The 17,036-nt window shown below is 69.3% G+C and carries 8 protein-coding genes; 7 read left to right on the top strand and 1 reads right to left on the bottom strand.

Translation table 11 applies throughout. The features are described 5' to 3' along the window. Window positions 1–62: 62 nt before the first annotated feature. From ACIQAC_RS16260 to ACIQAC_RS16245, 4 genes are all read left to right on the top strand, one after another. A complete protein-coding gene (locus ACIQAC_RS16260) occupies window positions 63–1,205 on the top strand; it encodes an XdhC family protein (protein ID WP_402191343.1) in 1,143 nt (380 codons plus the stop codon). A gap of 198 nt (window positions 1,206–1,403) precedes the next feature. Beyond that, window positions 1,404–2,630, top strand: a complete 1,227-nt coding sequence (locus ACIQAC_RS16255; RefSeq protein WP_402191341.1) for a serine hydrolase domain-containing protein — start codon at window positions 1,404–1,406, stop codon at window positions 2,628–2,630. A gap of 280 nt (window positions 2,631–2,910) precedes the next feature. Continuing rightward, on the top strand, window positions 2,911–5,625 hold the full coding sequence (gene acnA / locus ACIQAC_RS16250) for an aconitate hydratase AcnA (protein WP_402191340.1): 2,715 nt from the start codon (window positions 2,911–2,913) through the stop codon (window positions 5,623–5,625). A 349-nt stretch (window positions 5,626–5,974) separates the two neighbouring features. After that, complete coding sequence (locus tag ACIQAC_RS16245; RefSeq protein WP_402191338.1) at window positions 5,975–9,247, top strand: GH92 family glycosyl hydrolase; 3,273 nt, start codon at window positions 5,975–5,977, stop codon at window positions 9,245–9,247. A gap of 75 nt (window positions 9,248–9,322) precedes the next feature. On the opposite strand, the gene ACIQAC_RS16240 is transcribed toward ACIQAC_RS16245, so the two are convergent. Next, window positions 9,323–13,063 carry a GH92 family glycosyl hydrolase gene (locus tag ACIQAC_RS16240; protein WP_402191764.1) on the bottom strand — a complete coding sequence of 1,247 codons (3,741 nt, stop codon included), beginning with the start codon at window positions 13,061–13,063 and terminating at the stop codon, window positions 9,323–9,325. A gap of 529 nt (window positions 13,064–13,592) precedes the next feature. Between ACIQAC_RS16240 and ngcE the strand changes: the two genes are divergently transcribed. The 3 genes from ngcE to ACIQAC_RS16225 are packed head-to-tail and all read left to right on the top strand — an operon-like array spanning window position 13,593 to window position 16,955. Next, window positions 13,593–15,041, top strand: a complete 1,449-nt coding sequence (gene ngcE, locus ACIQAC_RS16235) for an N-acetylglucosamine/diacetylchitobiose ABC transporter substrate-binding protein (protein ID WP_402191336.1) — start codon at window positions 13,593–13,595, stop codon at window positions 15,039–15,041. 59 nt (window positions 15,042–15,100) lie between these two features. Continuing rightward, window positions 15,101–16,027: a carbohydrate ABC transporter permease gene (locus ACIQAC_RS16230; protein WP_402191335.1), complete on the top strand. Its 927-nt coding sequence runs from the start codon at window positions 15,101–15,103 to the stop codon at window positions 16,025–16,027. Window positions 16,028–16,031: 4 nt separating this feature from the next. Continuing rightward, a complete protein-coding gene (locus ACIQAC_RS16225; protein ID WP_402191334.1) occupies window positions 16,032–16,955 on the top strand; it encodes a carbohydrate ABC transporter permease in 924 nt (307 codons plus the stop codon). Window positions 16,956–17,036: the final 81 nt, after the last annotated feature.

Genomic DNA, 17,036 nt, shown 5'->3' with positions numbered 1-17,036 from the left:
AACTGCGCGAAATGCCACCACGCACCCGCACCCGCACCCGCACGACAACCCGGGAGGCCCCCATGCTGGACATCGCCCAAGAACTGAACCGTTGGCTCGAAGAGGGCCGGGACTTCGCCGTGGCAACCGTCGTCGCGGTCGGCGGCTCCGCCCCCAGAGACCCCGGCGCCGCCCTCGCCGTGGACACGGAAGGCACAGCCATCGGCTCGGTGTCCGGCGGCTGCGTGGAAGGCGCCGTCTACGAACTCTGCGAACAGGCCCTCCAGGACGGCCGGCCCGTCCGCGAACGGTTCGGCTACAGCGACGACGACGCCTTCGCCGTAGGCCTTACCTGCGGCGGCACCGTCGAGGTACTCGTCACCCCCGTCCGCGCCGGCAACGCGGACCGCGAGATCCTCGCCACCGCCCTCGCCACCGCCGCACAGGGCGACGCCACCGCCGTGGTCCGTATCGCCCGCGGCCCCGCGGACCGGCTGGGCCACGCCCTGACCGTCCGCCCCGACGGCCAGTACACCGGCACCCTCGGCGGCCCCCCGAGGCTCGACCGCCTCGCCGCCGCCGAGGCCCGCGCCCTGCTGGACACCGGCCGCACCGGCAGCGTCGAGGTCTCCGAGAACGGCTCGAACTGCCCCGGCGGACTCACCCTGTTCATCGAGTCGTCCGTCCCCCCGCCCCGGATGATCGTCTTCGGCGCGATCGACTTCGCCGCCGCACTGGTGCGGGCCGGCAAGTTCCTCGGCTACCGCGTCACCGTCTGCGACGCCCGCCCCGTCTTCGCCACCGCGGCCCGCTTCCCGGAGGCGGACGAGATCGTCGTCGACTGGCCGGACCGCTATCTCCGCGGCACGGAGACCGACGCGCGCACCGTGCTCTGCGTGCTCACGCACGACGCCAAGTTCGACGTACCGCTGCTCGCGGAGGCGCTCCGCATGCCGGTCGCGTACGTCGGAGCGATGGGCTCGCGCCGCACCCACGCCGACCGCGAGCTGCGGCTGCGCGAGGCCGGCCTGGGCGACGGGGAGCTGGCCCGGCTGCGCTCCCCGATCGGCCTGGACCTCGGCGCGCGCACCCCGGAGGAGACGGCACTGTCCATCGCGGCGGAGATCGTCGCCACCCGCCGCGGCGGCTCGGGCGCCCCCCTCACCGAGACCGAGTCGCCGATCCACCGCGACACGGCCGAGCACGTCCGGCTGGCGGTGGCCTGACCGGCCCGGACCCGCACAGACAGCACCACGCCGCCCCCGGCCGCTCCTGCTGCGAACGAGTGGACTCACGGGACGGCACCTCTCCCGCGGACCCTTCCCGGCACCCGGACGGTGATCCTGCCCTCCGAGATCCCCGAGTCGCGGAGCCCCGAGCCCGGCGCTCCGAACCGGTCCCGACCTGGAAGAGGCGCCGCCCGTATGCGACACACCCCCCGCCGTATCCCGTACCGCACGCTCCTCGCCGCCACCGCGCTGGTGGCGGCGGTGCTGGCCCCCATGGCGGCCACCCCCGCCGCGGCCGAACACGCCACCGCCTCCGTCCCCTCCGTCGCCCCGCACGACAACGACCACAACCCCCCGGGCGGCGGCCTCGGCCCGGAGCTGACCGCCCGCCTGGACAAGGCCGTCGCGAAGGTGCGCGAGGAGGCGGGCGTCCCCGGCGTCACCGTGGGCCTCTGGATGCCGGGCAAGGGCAGCTACGTCCGCTCGACCGGCGTCGCGGACACCGTCACCGGCGAGCCGATGCGGGAGGACCTGCACATCCGGATCGGCAGCGAGACCAAGACCTTCACCGTCACGGCGCTGCTGGAACTGGTCGACGAGCACCGGGTCCGCCTGGACGACCCGATCGGCAAGTACGTCAAGGGGGTACCGAACGGCCGTCACATCACCCTGCGCCACCTCGCCGAGATGCGCAGCGGACTCTTCTCGTACACCGAGGACCCGGACTTCGTGCAGGCGCTGCTGAGCGACCCGTACCGCTCGTTCACCCCGCCGGAGCTGCTCAAGTACGCCTTCCAGCACGCGAACACGGCCGATCCGGGCGAGGTCTTCTTCTACTGCAACACCAACACCGTGCTGCTCGGCCTGGTGATCGAGAAGGTCACCGGCAGGCCGCTCGCCGACGTCGTCACCGAGCGGGTGATCCGCCCGGCCGGCCTGCACCACACCCTGTTCCCGCGGGGCAACGAGTTCCCCGAACCGCACGCGCACGGCTACACGAACCAGACGCTGAGCGGCGAGATCGAGGACTCCACCTACTGGAACCCCAGTTGGGCCTGGGCGGCCGGCGCGATGATCTCCGACATGCGCGACCTGCGCCGCTGGGCCGAGGTCGTCGCCGACGGCACCCTGCTCAGCCCCGAGACCCAGCGCCAGCGGACCAGGTTCCTGTCCGTGGGCATCCCCGGCACGGGCTACGGCCTGGGCCTGCTCAACTCCGGCGGCTGGATCGGCCACAACGGCTCCCTGCCGGGCTACGAGAACGTGACGGTCCATCTGCCTTCGAAGGACGCCACGTTGGTCGTCGTCCTCAACACCGACGTCCTGGTCGACGGCGTGGAGCCGTCCTCCCTGTTCGCCCGCGCCATCACCGAGATCGTGACCCCGGACAACGTCTACGACCGCCCGGTCCAGGCCCGCTAGGCCGGGCCCGCGGGAGAAGCCCCCGCCGCACCGCCCCCACCCGTGCGGTGGGGCGGTCGGGGGTTGCGGCAGGGTCCTCAGGACATGCGTCACAGCCCCCAGGACATGACCAGTCGGCCCGTGTGTACTAGAGTTATCTCGACATCGAGATATCTGCCGAGGCGCACCGCAGCCGCGCACCCCGGTAAGGGTTACCTAACTTAGCCTTACCTTAGCGGATCGCCAAGAGGGCGTGGCGGCAGGATGCGGTGGTACGCGCACATAAATGAAGGAGACTGTCGTGTCGGCGAACAGCTTCGACGCCCGCAGCACGCTCAGCGTGGGCGACGAGTCGTACGAGATCTTCCGGCTGGACAAGGTCGAGGGCTCCGCGCGCCTTCCCTACAGCCTGAAGGTGCTGCTGGAGAACCTCCTCCGCACCGAGGACGGCGCGAACATCACCGCCGACCACATCCGCGCCCTCGGCGGCTGGGACTCGGACGCCCAGCCGTCGCAGGAGATCCAGTTCACGCCGGCGCGCGTGATCATGCAGGACTTCACGGGCGTACCCTGCGTCGTCGACCTCGCCACCATGCGCGAGGCCGTCAAGGAGCTGGGCGGCGACGCGGCGAAGGTCAACCCGCTCTCCCCGGCCGAGCTGGTCATCGACCACTCCGTCATCGCCGACCGGTTCGGCACCGCGGAGGCCTTCGGGCAGAACGTGGAGCTGGAGTACGGCCGCAACAAGGAGCGCTACCAGTTCCTGCGCTGGGGCCAGACCGCCTTCGACGACTTCAAGGTCGTCCCGCCGGGCACCGGCATCGTGCACCAGGTCAACATCGAGCACCTGGCCCGCACGGTCATGGTCCGCAACGGCCAGGCGTACCCCGACACGCTCGTCGGCACCGACTCGCACACGACCATGGTCAACGGCCTGGGCGTGCTCGGCTGGGGCGTCGGCGGCATCGAGGCCGAGGCCGCGATGCTCGGCCAGCCCGTCTCGATGCTCATCCCGCGCGTCGTCGGCTTCAAGCTGACCGGCGAGCTCACCCCCGGCACCACCGCCACCGACCTCGTGCTCACCATCACGGAGATGCTCCGCAAGCACGGCGTGGTCGGCAAGTTCGTCGAGTTCTACGGCGAGGGCGTCGCCGCCACCTCCCTCGCGAACCGCGCCACCATCGGCAACATGTCGCCGGAGTTCGGCTCCACCGCGGCGATCTTCCCGATCGACGGCGAGACCATCAAGTACCTGAAGCTGACGGGCCGCGACGCCCAGCAGCTCGCGCTCGTCGAGGCGTACGCCAAGGAGCAGGGCCTCTGGCTCGACCCGGCCGCCGAGCCCGACTTCTCCGAGAAGCTGGAGCTGGACCTCTCCACGGTCGTCCCCTCCATCGCCGGACCGAAGCGCCCGCAGGACCGCATCGTCCTGGCGAACGCCGCCGAGCAGTTCAAGAGCGACGTGCGCAACTACGTCGCCGACGACGACGAGGCGGGCAAGGAGTCCTTCCCGGCCTCCGACTCCCCGGCGTCCTCCAACGGCGTCCCGTCGAACCCGGTCACGGTGACCGCCCCCGACGGCTCCACCTACGAGCTCGACCACGGCGCGGTGACGGTCGCGGCCATCACCTCCTGCACCAACACCTCGAACCCGTACGTGATGGTCGCCGCCGCGCTCGTCGCGAAGAAGGCCGTCGAGAAGGGCCTGACCCGCAAGCCGTGGGTCAAGACCACCCTCGCCCCGGGCTCCAAGGTCGTCACCGACTACTTCGACAAGGCGGGGCTCACCCCCTACCTCGACAAGGTCGGCTTCAACCTCGTCGGCTACGGCTGCACCACCTGCATCGGCAACTCCGGCCCGCTGCCGGAGGAGGTCTCCAAGGCCGTCAACGACCATGACCTGGCCGTCACTTCGGTGCTCTCCGGCAACCGCAACTTCGAGGGCCGGATCAACCCCGACGTCAAGATGAACTACCTGGCCTCCCCGCCGCTGGTCGTCGCGTACGCCCTCGCGGGCTCCATGAAGGTGGACATCACCCGCGACGCCCTCGGCACCGACCAGGAGGGCAAGCCGGTCTTCCTCCAGGACATCTGGCCCACCGAGGCCGAGGTCAACGACGTCGTCGCGAACGCGATCGGCGAGGACATGTTCAACAAGTCCTACGCCGACGTCTTCGCCGGTGACGCCCAGTGGCAGGCGCTGTCGATCCCGACCGGCAACACCTTCGAGTGGGACCCGCAGTCCACCTACGTGCGCAAGCCCCCGTACTTCGAGGGCATGACGATGGAGACGACCCCGGTCGAGGACATCGCCGGCGCCCGGGTGCTCGCCAAGCTCGGCGACTCGGTCACCACCGACCACATCTCCCCGGCGGGCGCCATCAAGGCGGACACCCCGGCCGGCCAGTACCTCACGGGCCACGGTGTCGAGCGCCGCGACTTCAACAGCTACGGCTCGCGCCGCGGCAACCACGAGGTCATGATCCGCGGCACGTTCGCCAACATCCGCCTGCGCAACCAGATCGCGCCGGGCACCGAGGGCGGCTACACCCGCGACTTCACCCAGGCCGACGGCCCGGTGGGCTTCATCTACGACGCCTCGCAGAACTACCAGGCGGCCGGCATCCCGCTGGTCATCCTGGGCGGCAAGGAGTACGGCTCCGGCTCGTCCCGCGACTGGGCGGCCAAGGGCACGGCCCTCCTCGGAGTCAAGGCCGTCATCACCGAGTCGTACGAGCGCATCCACCGCTCGAACCTCATCGGCATGGGCGTTCTGCCGCTCCAGTTCCCGGCCGGCCAGACGGCCGACTCGCTGGGCCTGACCGGCGAGGAGACCTTCTCCATCACGGGCGTCACCGAACTGAACAACGGCACGACCCCGAGCACGGTCAAGGTCACCACCGACACCGGCGTGGAGTTCGACGCGGTGGTCCGCATCGACACCCCCGGCGAGGCCGACTACTACCGCAACGGCGGCATCATGCAGTACGTCCTGCGGAACCTGATCCGCAACTGACGTCACGGCACCCGCGTCCCGGCCGTCGCCCCCTTCGGGGCGGCGGCCGGTTCCGTTGGCGTGTGCGGTGAGGGTGGTGTGTGCGGTGAGGGTGGTGCGGTGGTGCGGGTGGTGCGTGGCTTGTACGACACCTGTGGTGCGACAACGTTGTCGATTGGTGTGTACATGACTCTATCGCCGTAACGGACAACGATGTCAACCAAGTTGAGGCAAGCTCCCGCGTCCGGGTGACACCGCGGCGTGCCGCCGGATTCGGGGGCGGTCTTCCGTGGTACCGCTGGCGCACGCTACTGTCCCTGCGGCTTGTGCGACCTGTGGTGCGCGACCCGTCCGAAGGAGGAGGGGCCGCGTGAAGCGATTCCGCCCCGTTTCCCTGCTGTTGGCCGCCGTGCTGGCGGCCGCCGGCGCCACCCCAGCCCTGGCGGCTCCCCCCGGAGCGCCACCGGAACTCGTCAAGGACCCGACCGCCTACGTCGATCCGCTCATCGGCACCGCCAACGCCGGCAACGTCTTCCCCGGCGCCGTGGCCCCGTCCGGCATGCTCTCCTTCAGCCCCGAGAACACCCGCGGCGACGCCACCCGCACCGCCGCGCCCGGCGGCTACCACCACGATGCCACCCGTATCCGCGGCTTCAGCCTCACCCACATGTCCGGCACGGGCTGCGCGGGCGGCAGCGGCGACATCCCGTTCTTCCCGTACGCCGGCGAGGTCGACTCCTCCCCGGCGAGCGACACCAGGGACGCCGTCTACGCCTCCGACTTCTCGCACACCGACGAGAGCGCCGAGCCCGGCCGCTACCGGGTCGGCCTCGCCTCCGGCGTCACCGCCGACCTGACGGCCACCGCCCGCACCGGCTCGGCCCGCTTCACCTACCCCGCGGACAAGCCGGCCTCCTTGCTCATCCGTACCGCCAACTCCGAGGTCGGGTCCACGGACTCGCAGATCGAGATCGACCCGGCGACCCGGACCGTCTCCGGCTCGGTGACCTCCGGAAACTTCTGCGGTTACCTCGACCCCGAGGGCCAACGGGCCTACTACACCCTGCACTTCACCGCCCGCTTCGACCGCGCCTTCAAGGCCACCGGCACCTGGCAGGACGGCACGCTCAGCCCCGGCTCGACCTCGGCGAGCGGCGGCACCGGCGGCTTCGCCAACGGCGGCCGGCCGGTCGCGGGCAAGGGCGCGGGCGGCTACGTCGAGTTCGAGCCCGGCGATGGACCGGTCAACGTGAAGGTCGGCATCTCCTACGTCGACCGGGCGGGCGCCGAGGCCAACCTCAGGGCCGAGAACCCGCCCGGCCGCTCCTTCGAGTCCGTCCGGGACGCGGTCCACCGCGCCTGGCGCGACCGGCTGGACGCCGTACGGGTCGGCGGCGGCACCGACGACGAGCGCACCACCTTCTACACCGCGCTCTACCACGCCCTCCTGCACCCCAACGTCATCAGCGACACCGACCGCAGATACCGCGGCCCCGACGACAAGGTGCACAGGGTCGCGCGCGGCCACGGCGCCCAGTACGGCACCTTCTCCGGCTGGGACGTCTACCGCTCCCAGGTCCAGCTGCTGACCCTGCTCAGCCCGGACACCGGCTCGGACATCGCACAGTCCCTGTACGAGACCGCACGGCAGAACGGCGGCGTCTGGGACCGCTGGCTCCAGGGCGCGTCCGGCACCCACGTCATGAACGGTGACCCGTCACCCATCGCGCTCGCCGGCATCCGCGCCTTCGGCGGCACCGACTTCGATCTGCGGGGCGCGCTCGACTCGCTGGTGCGGGCGGCGACCGTACCCACCGAGCAGGACCTGTCGTCCGCGGGCAAGCCGGTGCTGTCGGTGGGTCAGCGGCCCTCGCTCGACAAGTACCTGGACCACCACTACATGCCGTCCGTGTCCAACGCCTGGGGCGGCGCCGCCGAGACCCTGGAGATGTCCGGCGCGGACTTCGCGATCGCCCAACTCGCGGGCGCGGCAGGGCAGAAGAAGACCGCGGCGACCTTCACCGACCGCTCCCAGTGGTGGCAGAACAACTTCAACCTGGCCGCCGACCCGACCGGCGGCCACATCGCCAACCGCAAGGCCGACGGCAGCTGGGTCACCGGCTTCACCCCGGACACCGGCAACGGCTTCGTCGAGGGTACGGCCGCCCAGTACACGTGGATGGTGCAGCACAACCCGGCCGGGCTGTTCGCCGCGATGGGCGGCACCGGGCAGGCACAGCGGCGGCTCGACGACTTCTTCCACAACGCCGACGGCAGCTGGGCCCTGACCCGCAGCGGCGGCGCCAAGGCCGAGATGGACAACGAGCCGTCCATCAACGTGCCGTACCTGTACTCCTACGCCGGCGCCCCGCACAAGACCCAGGAGACGGTCCGGGCGACCATGGACGAGCTGTGGTCGACGGAGCCGGGCGGTATCCCGGGCAACGACGACCTCGGGCAGATGTCGTCCTGGTACGTGTTCTCCGCCCTCGGCATGTACCCGCAGGTGCCCTCGCGCGCCGAACTCGTCCTCGCCTCCCCGCTGTTCCCGCGCGTCGAGATCGACCGCCCCGACGGCAACGACATCTCGATCCGCGCCGCCGGAGCCGACGCCGGCGCCCCGTACGTCCGGTCGCTGAAGGTCAACGGCCGGGCGAGCGACCGCGCCTGGCTCCCGGCGTCCTTCGTCCGTGACGGCGGCCGGCTCGACTACACCCTGTCGAGCACCCCGGACCCGGACTGGGGCACCGCCCAGGCGCCCCCGTCCTTCCGCGAGGGCGAGCAGCCCTACCAGATCGGCGTCGGCCCCACCACGGCCCGTCTCGCCCCCGGCGACAGCACCAAGGTCGGCATCCGGGCCCTGTCCCTGAACGGCGGCACCGGCCCCGAGGTCCGCTTCCGCGTCCAGACCCCCGCCGGCGTCACCGCCGCCCCCGCCGAGGGCACGGTCACCGACGGCTCCCAGGAGATCACCCTCACCGCCTCCGGCACCACCGCACAGGGCTTCTACGACGTCGGGGTCACGGTGACCTCCGGCTCCACGTCCTACGAGCAGCCGGTCGCCCTCACGGTCGCCGCGCCCGGCAGTCTGCTCGCCGCGTACGACAACACCGGCGTCTCCGAGGACGCGGGGGACCACGACGAGGCCGACTTCGACGGCGGCGGCTGGAGCTACTCGCGGCAGGCGCTGGCCGCCGCGGGCCTCACGCCGGGCGCCGAACGGACCGTGGGCGACCTCGCGTTCAGCTGGCCCGCCTCCCCGGCGGGCCGTCCCGACAACGCCACCGCGTCGGGGCAGCGCATCGACCTCGCCGAGCCCGCGTCCGCGCTCTCGTTCGTCGGCAGCGCGGTCAACGGCAACCAGCGGGCCGAGGCCACCGTCACCTACACCGACGGCAGCACCGGCACGGTCGAACTCGCCTTCACCGACTGGACCGTCGGCGGTGGCGGCGGCACCGTCCAGTACGGCAACGAGGTCGTCGCCCGCTCCGCGTACCGCAACGTCGCGGGCGCGGACCAGGACCCGGTGGCCACGTACGTCTTCGCCACCAGGCCCTTCACCGCCCCGGAGGGCAGGACGGTGAGGAGCGTGACGCTGCCGGACAACGGCAACCTGCACGTCTTCGCCCTCGCCACCCGCTAGCACCACCGGATGACGGAAGGGCGGGCGCGGAGATCCGCGCCCGCCCTTCCTGCTGTCCAGCCCTGCCGCTGTGGCCTAGCCCAGCAACTCCACCTCGGCCAGCGTGGATTCGCCGTCGAGGACCAGCCGGTACTGCGTGTAGGAACCCGACTTGTCGACCGAGAAGGCCCGGGTCTGCCGGTCCCACGCGAAGGACTCGCCGGAGCGGTCGTCCAGGGTCCGCCAGCGGGTGCCGTCCGTGGAGCCCTGGAGCTTCCAGCCGGTCGGCGCCTTCGTACGGTCCTTCGACGACGTCAGCGTGTACTGCACGGCCCTGGTGCGCTTCTCGACCGGCAGGTCCACCGTGGTCACCGCGGCGTCCGTCGCCGAGGTGTTGTCGAAGAGCGCGCCCTCACCGGCCGACACGTCGGTGCGCGGGGTCGGCACCTCGTTGTCCTCGGTGATGGAGACCGGCGCCGCGTTCTTGCCGGTGCCCCACTTGGACGGCCTGGAGCCCATGTCGAACTCCACGACCCCGCCCTTGGCGATCAGCGAGTGCGGGATCGAAGTGGAGTTCCAGGAACGGCCGTTGATCTTCATGCCCTGCACGTAGATGTTCTTCGCGCTGTTCTTCGGGGCCTTCACCACCAGGTCGCGGCCGTTCTCCAGGTGCACGGTGGCCTTCTTGAAGAGCGGGGAGCCCACCGCGTACTCGCCACTGCCCATCACCAGCGGGTAGAAGCCGAGCGCGGAGAACAGGAACCAGGCCGACTGCTCGCCGTTGTCCTCGTCGCCGTGGTAGCCCTGGCCGATCTCGCTGCCGGTGTAGAGGCGGGAGAGCACCTCACGGACGTTCTGCTGGGTCTTGTACGGCTCACCGGCCGCGTCGTACATGTAGAGGGCGTGGTGGGCCACCTGGTTGGAGTGGCCGTACATGCCCATCCGCACGTCCCGCGCCTCGGTCATCTCGTGGATGACACCGCCGTAGGAGCCCACGAAGTCCGGCGAGGCGGTCTCCGGGGTGCCCAGGTACTCGTCGAGCTTGTCGCCGAGACCGGAGCGGCCGCCGTAGAGGTTCGCGAGGCCGCGGCTGTCCTGCGGGGCGGTGAAGGCGTAGCCCCAGCCGTTGGTCTCCGTGTAGTCGTAGCCCCACACCCGCGGGTCGTACTTCTCCGACTCGACCCGCCAGTCGCCTTCGAGGTCACGGCCCTGGAAGAACCCGGCCTTCGAGTCGAAGAGGTTGACGTAGTCCTGGGCGCGGTTGAGGAAGTACTCGGACTCCTCCTTGTACCGCTTGTCGCGGGTCTCCTTGTAGAGCGCCTCGCCCATCTTCGCGATGCCGTAGTCGTTGAGGTAGCCCTCCAGCGCCCACGACAGGCCCTCGTGCGTCTCCGTGCTGGTGTAGCCGAGGAACGGGGAGGTCTCCATGCCCTTGCGGCCCACACCGGACGCGGGGGGCACCACGGTGGCGTTCTTGACCGCCGCGTCGTACGCCGCCTTCGCGTCGAAGTCGACACCCTTGACGTACGCGTCGGCGAACGCCACGTCCGAGGAGGTGCCGGTCATCAGGTCCGCGTAGCCGGGCGAGGACCAGCGCGAGGTCCAGCCGCCGTCCTTGTACTGCTGCACGAACCCGTCGACCATCTCGCCGGCCTTGGACGGGGTGAGCAGCGAGTACGCCGGCCAGGTCGTCCGGTAGGTGTCCCAGAAGCCGTTGTTGACGTAGACCTTCCCGTCGACGATCTTCGCGCCGGTGTGGGTCGGGGTGTCGGGGTTCGGCATCGGGGAGAACGGCGAGGCGTACTTGTACGTCGAACCGACCTTCTCGAAGCCGGAGTTCGGGTACAGGTACAGCCGGTACAGGCTGGAGTACAGCGTGGTCAGCTGGTCCGGCGTGGCGCCCTCGACCTCGACGTTGCCGAGCAGCTTGTCCCACTGGCGCTGCGCCCGGTTCTTGACCGTCTCGAACGAGGTGCCGTCCGGGATCTCCTGGCGCAGGTTGTCCTTGGCCTGGTCGACGCTGATCAGCGAGGTCGCGAGCCGCAGGGTGACCTGCCGGTCCTCGCCCGCGTCGAAGCGCAGATAGCCCTTGACGCCGCTGGAGGAGCCCTCGGTGACCGGCTTGTCGAACTGGCCGTAGACGAACAGCCGGGTGGCGCCGGTCGACAGCCCGGACTTGACGTCCGAGTAGCCGGTGACGATCCCGTTCTCCTTGTCCAGGGTCAGCCCGGCCTGGTCGGTGACGTTGTCGAACAGGACGCTGGTGTCGTCACCGGGGTAGCTGAACCGCAGCGCGGCCGCGTGGTCCGTCGGCGTCATCTCCGCCTTCAGCCCGTTCTCGAACGTCACGCCGTAGTAGTACGGACGGGCCGTCTCGTTCTCGTGGCTGAACGGCAGCGCGCGGGCCGTGCGGCCGGTGTCCGGGGTGCCGGACGCGGCGGACGGCATCAGCTGGAAGGTCTGCCGGTCGCCCATCCAGGGGCTCGGCTCGTGGCTCGCGCTGAACGCCTGGATCGTCGGCAGGTTGTCCGCGTTGTTGGCGCGGGCGTAGTCGTACAGCCAGCTCAGCGAGCCCGCGTTGGTGACCGGCGTCCAGAAGTTGAAGCCGTGCGGGACGGCGGTCGCCGGGAAGTTGTTGCCGCGCGAGAACCCGCCGGAGGAGTTGGTGCCGCGGGTGGTGAGCGCGTAGTCCGACAGATGCGCCTTCGGCTTCTCCCGCTCGACCTTCTTGATCGTCACGTCGTCGAGCCAGCCGCGGAACTTCGCCGGGCCCTTGGCGGAGTCGTACGCGACGAGGATCCGGTCGATCCGCTTGCCGGCCGCGACCGAACCGATCCGCGACTCGACGTTGTTCCACTGGTTGACGTAGAGGATCTTCGAGTCGCCCTGACCGCGCGGGGTCAGCGGGAACCCGTGGCTGTCGGTGGCGCGCAGTCCGCTCAGATACGTGCCGTCCGTGAACGCCAGGTCCACCGAGACGTTGGTGGCGTCGTAGTCGAGATCGCCGTCGGCCATGGACGGGAAGACCCGGTACGACAGCTGGGTGTCCCGGGAGACGGCCACGTCGACGTCGAAGACCTTGTTGTACGAGTACGCCCGGCCGTCGGTGGTGTGCCGGCCGGCGTAGCGCAGCGCGCGGGTGCCGGTGAACCCGGCACGGGCCTTCGCGGTGGGCGAGCCGGGCGGCCCGGAGTCCACCAGCGAGAGCATGTCCTGCGGCACCGGGACCTCGCTGCCGCCCGTGGAGAACTGGACGTCGGCGAGCTGGATGATGGGGTCGCCGGCGTTCTGCGTGATCTCCAGCCGGAAGTGCCGGTACTCGGCGGCCTCGGCGAGATCGTACGACTTGGTCTGGAACCGTTCTTCGAACGTCTCGCCGGAGCGGGTGTCGAGGGTCTTCCAGTCGGTGCCGTCGGCGGAGCCCTTCAGGGTCCAGTTCCGCGGGTCGCGCCCGGCGAAGTCATTGGCCGAAGTGAGCGCGTACGTAACGATCTTTGTCGGCTTGTCCAGGTCGAACTCGACCCAGCCGGTGGTCTGGAACACCAGCCACTTGGTGCCCGGCTCGTTGTCGACCAGGTTCTCCTTGACCTCGCCGCCGCCGGTGTTCTCACCGCTCGCGCGGACGCCGGTGACATGGTCGGTGACATTGCCCGGAATGCCGGTGCTGTAGCCGCCGTCGACACCCGCGGCCCGCTTGGAGCCGTCCGCGGCGGTGTCCACGGTGTTCAGCCAGTCCGGTGCCGGATCGTCCGACTCGAACGAGGAGGCGAACTCCCGGTCCGCTGCGGCGGGGGCCTCCACCAGCGCGATCGCCGCGCCCTGTGAGCCCACGGTCATGGCGAAGGCGGCCGCGAGGACGACCGCCGTACCCCATCTGTGCCGGACCTTGTGCCGCGTTCTGTGCTGCATGCGCAAGCACCACCCTCCCTGCGCTGGACAACGTTGTCAGCATGTGTGCGCAAGGACCAGTAGTGGTGCAAGTGGTCAGCGGTGTCAAGGGTGTTGGCTGCGGCATTCGGGGACAATGTCGCGGATATTTCACTCACCGCGTACACAGCCCGCCCATATTTCCGCGAGGTCTCAACTCGGAAAAGACCCATGGTCAACCTTGCATTCGATCTTGCTCAGCCGACGGGAAGTGGACTATACCTGTCGGCGATCGAGGCAGTTAACGTGCTGGAAAACGCGGCATGTCACGCACTGTTCCGTGCGTCCCGTAGGAACCTAGTACCACTCGAATCGACCGTAGGACCGACTTGACCGTCGGACCGACCCGCACATCCTGCACGACCCAGCTTGACCCGACCGCGGTGCCGGGGAGGATCCGGTTCACCGCCTGAGTCCTGGAGAAGGCGAGGACTTGAGCATGGGATCCACTTCCGCCGAGAACAACGGTACCGGCGTCGGCCGCCGCGATCTGATCAGGCGATCGGCCGCACTCGGCCTGATCTCCGTCCCCACCATGAGCTTTCTGTCGGCCTGTGCCAGCGGGGGCGGGGGCGACGAGGACAAGCCCGAGGCGGGCGAGAAGTCCGCGAAGAACCCCCTGGCGGTCAACGACACCGCGCAGATGGAATTCGTGCTGTTCGACGGCGGCTTCGGCAAGGAGTACGCCGAGGACGCCGTGAAGATCTACGAGAAGAACTTCCCCGACGCGACGGTGAAGTTCTCCGCCACCCAGAAGATCCAGTCCACCCTCCAGCCCCGCTTCAACCAGGGCAGCCCGCCGGACCTCATCGACAACTCCGGCGCCGAGCAGATGGACATGGGCGTCCTCGTCGGCAAGGACCAGCTCGCCGACCTCACCCCGCTCCTCGACGCCCCGTCCTACGACGACCCGGACAAGAAGGTCCGCGACACACTGCGCCCCGGCATCGTGGAGATGGGCCAGTTCGACGGCCAGCCGGTCTGGATCATGTACTACGCCTACACGGTGTACGGCGTCTGGTACTCGCAGAAGGCCCTGGAGTCGCTCGACGAGGAGTACCCCGAGACCTGGGACCAGATGCTCGCGGTCTGCGAGAAGGCCAAGAAGCAGGGCATGGCGGGCTGGACGTACGCGGGCAAGTACCCGTACTACCTGCCCTTCTCGCTCTACCCGATGATCGGCAAGGTCGGCGGTGTCGAGGTCCTCGACGCCATCGACAACCTGGAGCCGAACGCCTGGAAGCACCCGGCGGTCAAGGCCTGCTTCGAGGCCTACTACGAGCTCTACAAGAAGGGGTACGTCCTCAAGGGCACACCCGGCCTCGACCACATCCAGTCGCAGACCGCGTGGGCCGAGGGCAAGGCGCTGTTCATCCCGAACGGCTCCTGGGTGGAGAACGAGTCGGCGAACGTCATCCCCTCCGACTTCAACCTCGCCGTCTCCGCGCCGACCGGCCTCGACAGTTCCGACAAGCTGCCGTTCGGCACCATCTGGGCCTCCGGCGGTGAGCCGTTCATCGTGCCGGCCAAGGCGAAGAACCCGGCGGGCGGCATGGAGCAGCTGCGCGTCATGCTCAGCGAGGCGTCCTCGAAGAACTTCACCAGCAAGGTGAAGTCCCTGACCGCGTACAACGGCGGCACCGACGGCATCACCCTGACCCCCGGCCTCAAGTCCGGTGTCGCGGCGCTGGACCTGGCCGGCGACAACGTGGTGAACCCGCGGCTCCAGGACTGGTACGTGCAGTTGCAGAAGGAGCAGATCGGCGTCGGCGGCCTCGGCGAGATGATGGCCGGACGGCTGACACCGGCGGAGGCGATCAAGAAGATCCAGACCTTCGCCGACAACGCGGCCAAGGACGACTCGATCAAGCACTACAAGCACCAGTAGTCACAGGTGAGGATCCGTCACCAGCGGCGGCACCCGCGCACAGATCGGGGTCGGTAGCAATGCAGCACGGCAAGTACCGGTTCATTGTGGGGTTCCTCGCGGTTCCCCTGGGGCTGTACTCCCTCTTTGTCGTCTGGCCGTTCATCCAGTCCATCTACTACTCGTTCACGGACTGGACCGGCCTGAGTCCCGACTTCAAGATGGTCGGCTTCGACAATTACGAAAGAATGCTGGACGACGACATCTTCTGGAAGTCGTTGCAGCACAGCCTGTGGTTCGCGCTGCTCGTGCCGCTGGTGACGATCGGTCTGGCGCTGTTCTTCGCCTTCATGATCAACGTGGGCGGACGGAAGCGTAAGGGAGGTCCCGCGGTCACCGGTGTCCGCGGGTCCTCCTTCTACAAGATCGTCTACTTCTTCCCGCAGGTGCTGTCGATCGCGATCGTCGCCCTGTTGTTCGCTTTCGCGTACAACCCCGACAGCGGCGCGATCAACTCGCTGCTGCGCGGGATCGGCCTCGACAGCATCCAGCCGCTCTGGCTCGGCGACCCCAACATCGCGCTGTGGGCCGTCATGGCGGTGCTGGTGTGGTCCACGGTCGGCTTCTTCGTGGTCCTGTTCTCCGCGGGCATGGCCTCGATCCCGGCCGATCTCTACGAGGCCGCCCTGCTGGACGGGGCGGGCCGGGCCGCCACCTTCTTCCGGATCACGCTGCCCCTGCTGTGGGACACCGTGCAGTCCGGCTGGGTCTACATGGGCATCCTCGCCCTGGGCGCCGAGTCGTTCGCGGTCGTACAGATCATGACGACCGGACCGGGCGGTCCCGACTACTCGACCACCGTCATGGTCCTGTACGTCTACCAGAAGGCGTTCCGGGACGGGCAGGCCGCCTACGCCACCACCATCGGAGTGGCCCTGCTCGTCGTCACCCTGATCTTCGCCGCCGTCGTGATGCGACTGGGCCGGCGCGAGCGGCTGGAGTACTGACCGGATGAAGACGACCGAGACCCCGGCTCCGGGCCCCACCGACTCCGGAGCCCCCGTCACCAAGACCGACGGCCCGGCGCGCCCGCCCCGGAAGGAGAGGAAGCAGGGCGGCGTCCTCAACGTCTTCTCCCACGGTGTGCTGGTCATCTGGGCCGTGATGGTGGTCATGCCCCTGCTGTGGGCGGTGATGACGTCCTTCAAGGACGACCGATCCATCTTCAGCTCGCCCTGGTCGCTGCCGGACAGGCTGCATTTCGAGAACTGGTCGCGGGCCTGGACCGAGGCCAATATGAGCGACTACTTCCTGAACACCATTCTGGTGGTCGGCGGCTCACTCATCGGCACCCTGCTGCTCGGCTCGATGGCGGCCTATGTCCTCGCCCGTTTCGAATTCCCGGGCAACCGGTTCATCTACTACCTGTTCATCGGCGGCATGAGTTTTCCGATCATGCTGGCGCTCGTCCCGTTGTTCTACGTGGTGAACAACATGGGGCTGCTCAACACCATTCACGGACTGATCCTGGTCTACATCGCGTATTCGCTGCCGTTCACGGTGTTCTTCCTGACGGCCTTCTTCCGCACCCTGCCGACCTCGGTGGCGGAGGCGGCCTTCGTGGACGGCGCCTCGCACGCCCGGACGTTCTTCCAGATCATGACCCCGATGGCCAAGCCGGGCCTGATCAGCGTGGGTATCTTCAACTTCCTGGGCCAGTGGAACCAGTACATGCTGCCCACGGTGCTCAACACCGATCCCGACAAGCGCGTGCTCACCCAGGGCCTGGTCCAGCTGGCCGTCAGCCAGGGCTACAAGGGCGACTGGTCCGGCCTCTTCGCCGGCCTGGTGATGGCGATGCTGCCGGTGCTCGCCGCCTACATCATCTTCCAGCGACAGGTCGTCCAGGGACTCACCGCGGGGGCCTTGAAGTAACGCTCCGCGACCGGACGAGTGCACGCCGCTTCCCGCCCTGGGCAGCGGCGTGCGAGCTGTGCCGGACACCGGGATCGAGTT

The organism is Streptomyces sp. NPDC088387 (genome assembly GCF_044753385.1).
Lineage (GTDB): Bacteria > Actinomycetota > Actinomycetes > Streptomycetales > Streptomycetaceae > Streptomyces.
This window is presented reverse-complemented; position numbering and strand designations above follow the sequence as displayed.

Excerpts from the sequence above, each read along its gene's own strand:
- ACIQAC_RS16240 (WP_402191764.1), bottom strand. The coding sequence starts at position 13,063 with ATGACCGTGGGCTCACAGGGCGCGGCGATCGCGCTGGTGGAGGCCCCC.
- ACIQAC_RS16225 (WP_402191334.1), top strand. The coding sequence starts at position 16,032 with ATGAAGACGACCGAGACCCCGGCTCCGGGCCCCACCGACTCCGGAGCC.
- ngcE (WP_402191336.1), top strand. The coding sequence starts at position 13,593 with ATGGGATCCACTTCCGCCGAGAACAACGGTACCGGCGTCGGCCGCCGC.
- ACIQAC_RS16255 (WP_402191341.1), top strand. The coding sequence starts at position 1,404 with ATGCGACACACCCCCCGCCGTATCCCGTACCGCACGCTCCTCGCCGCC.
- ACIQAC_RS16230 (WP_402191335.1), top strand. The coding sequence starts at position 15,101 with ATGCAGCACGGCAAGTACCGGTTCATTGTGGGGTTCCTCGCGGTTCCC.
- ACIQAC_RS16260 (WP_402191343.1), top strand. The coding sequence starts at position 63 with ATGCTGGACATCGCCCAAGAACTGAACCGTTGGCTCGAAGAGGGCCGG.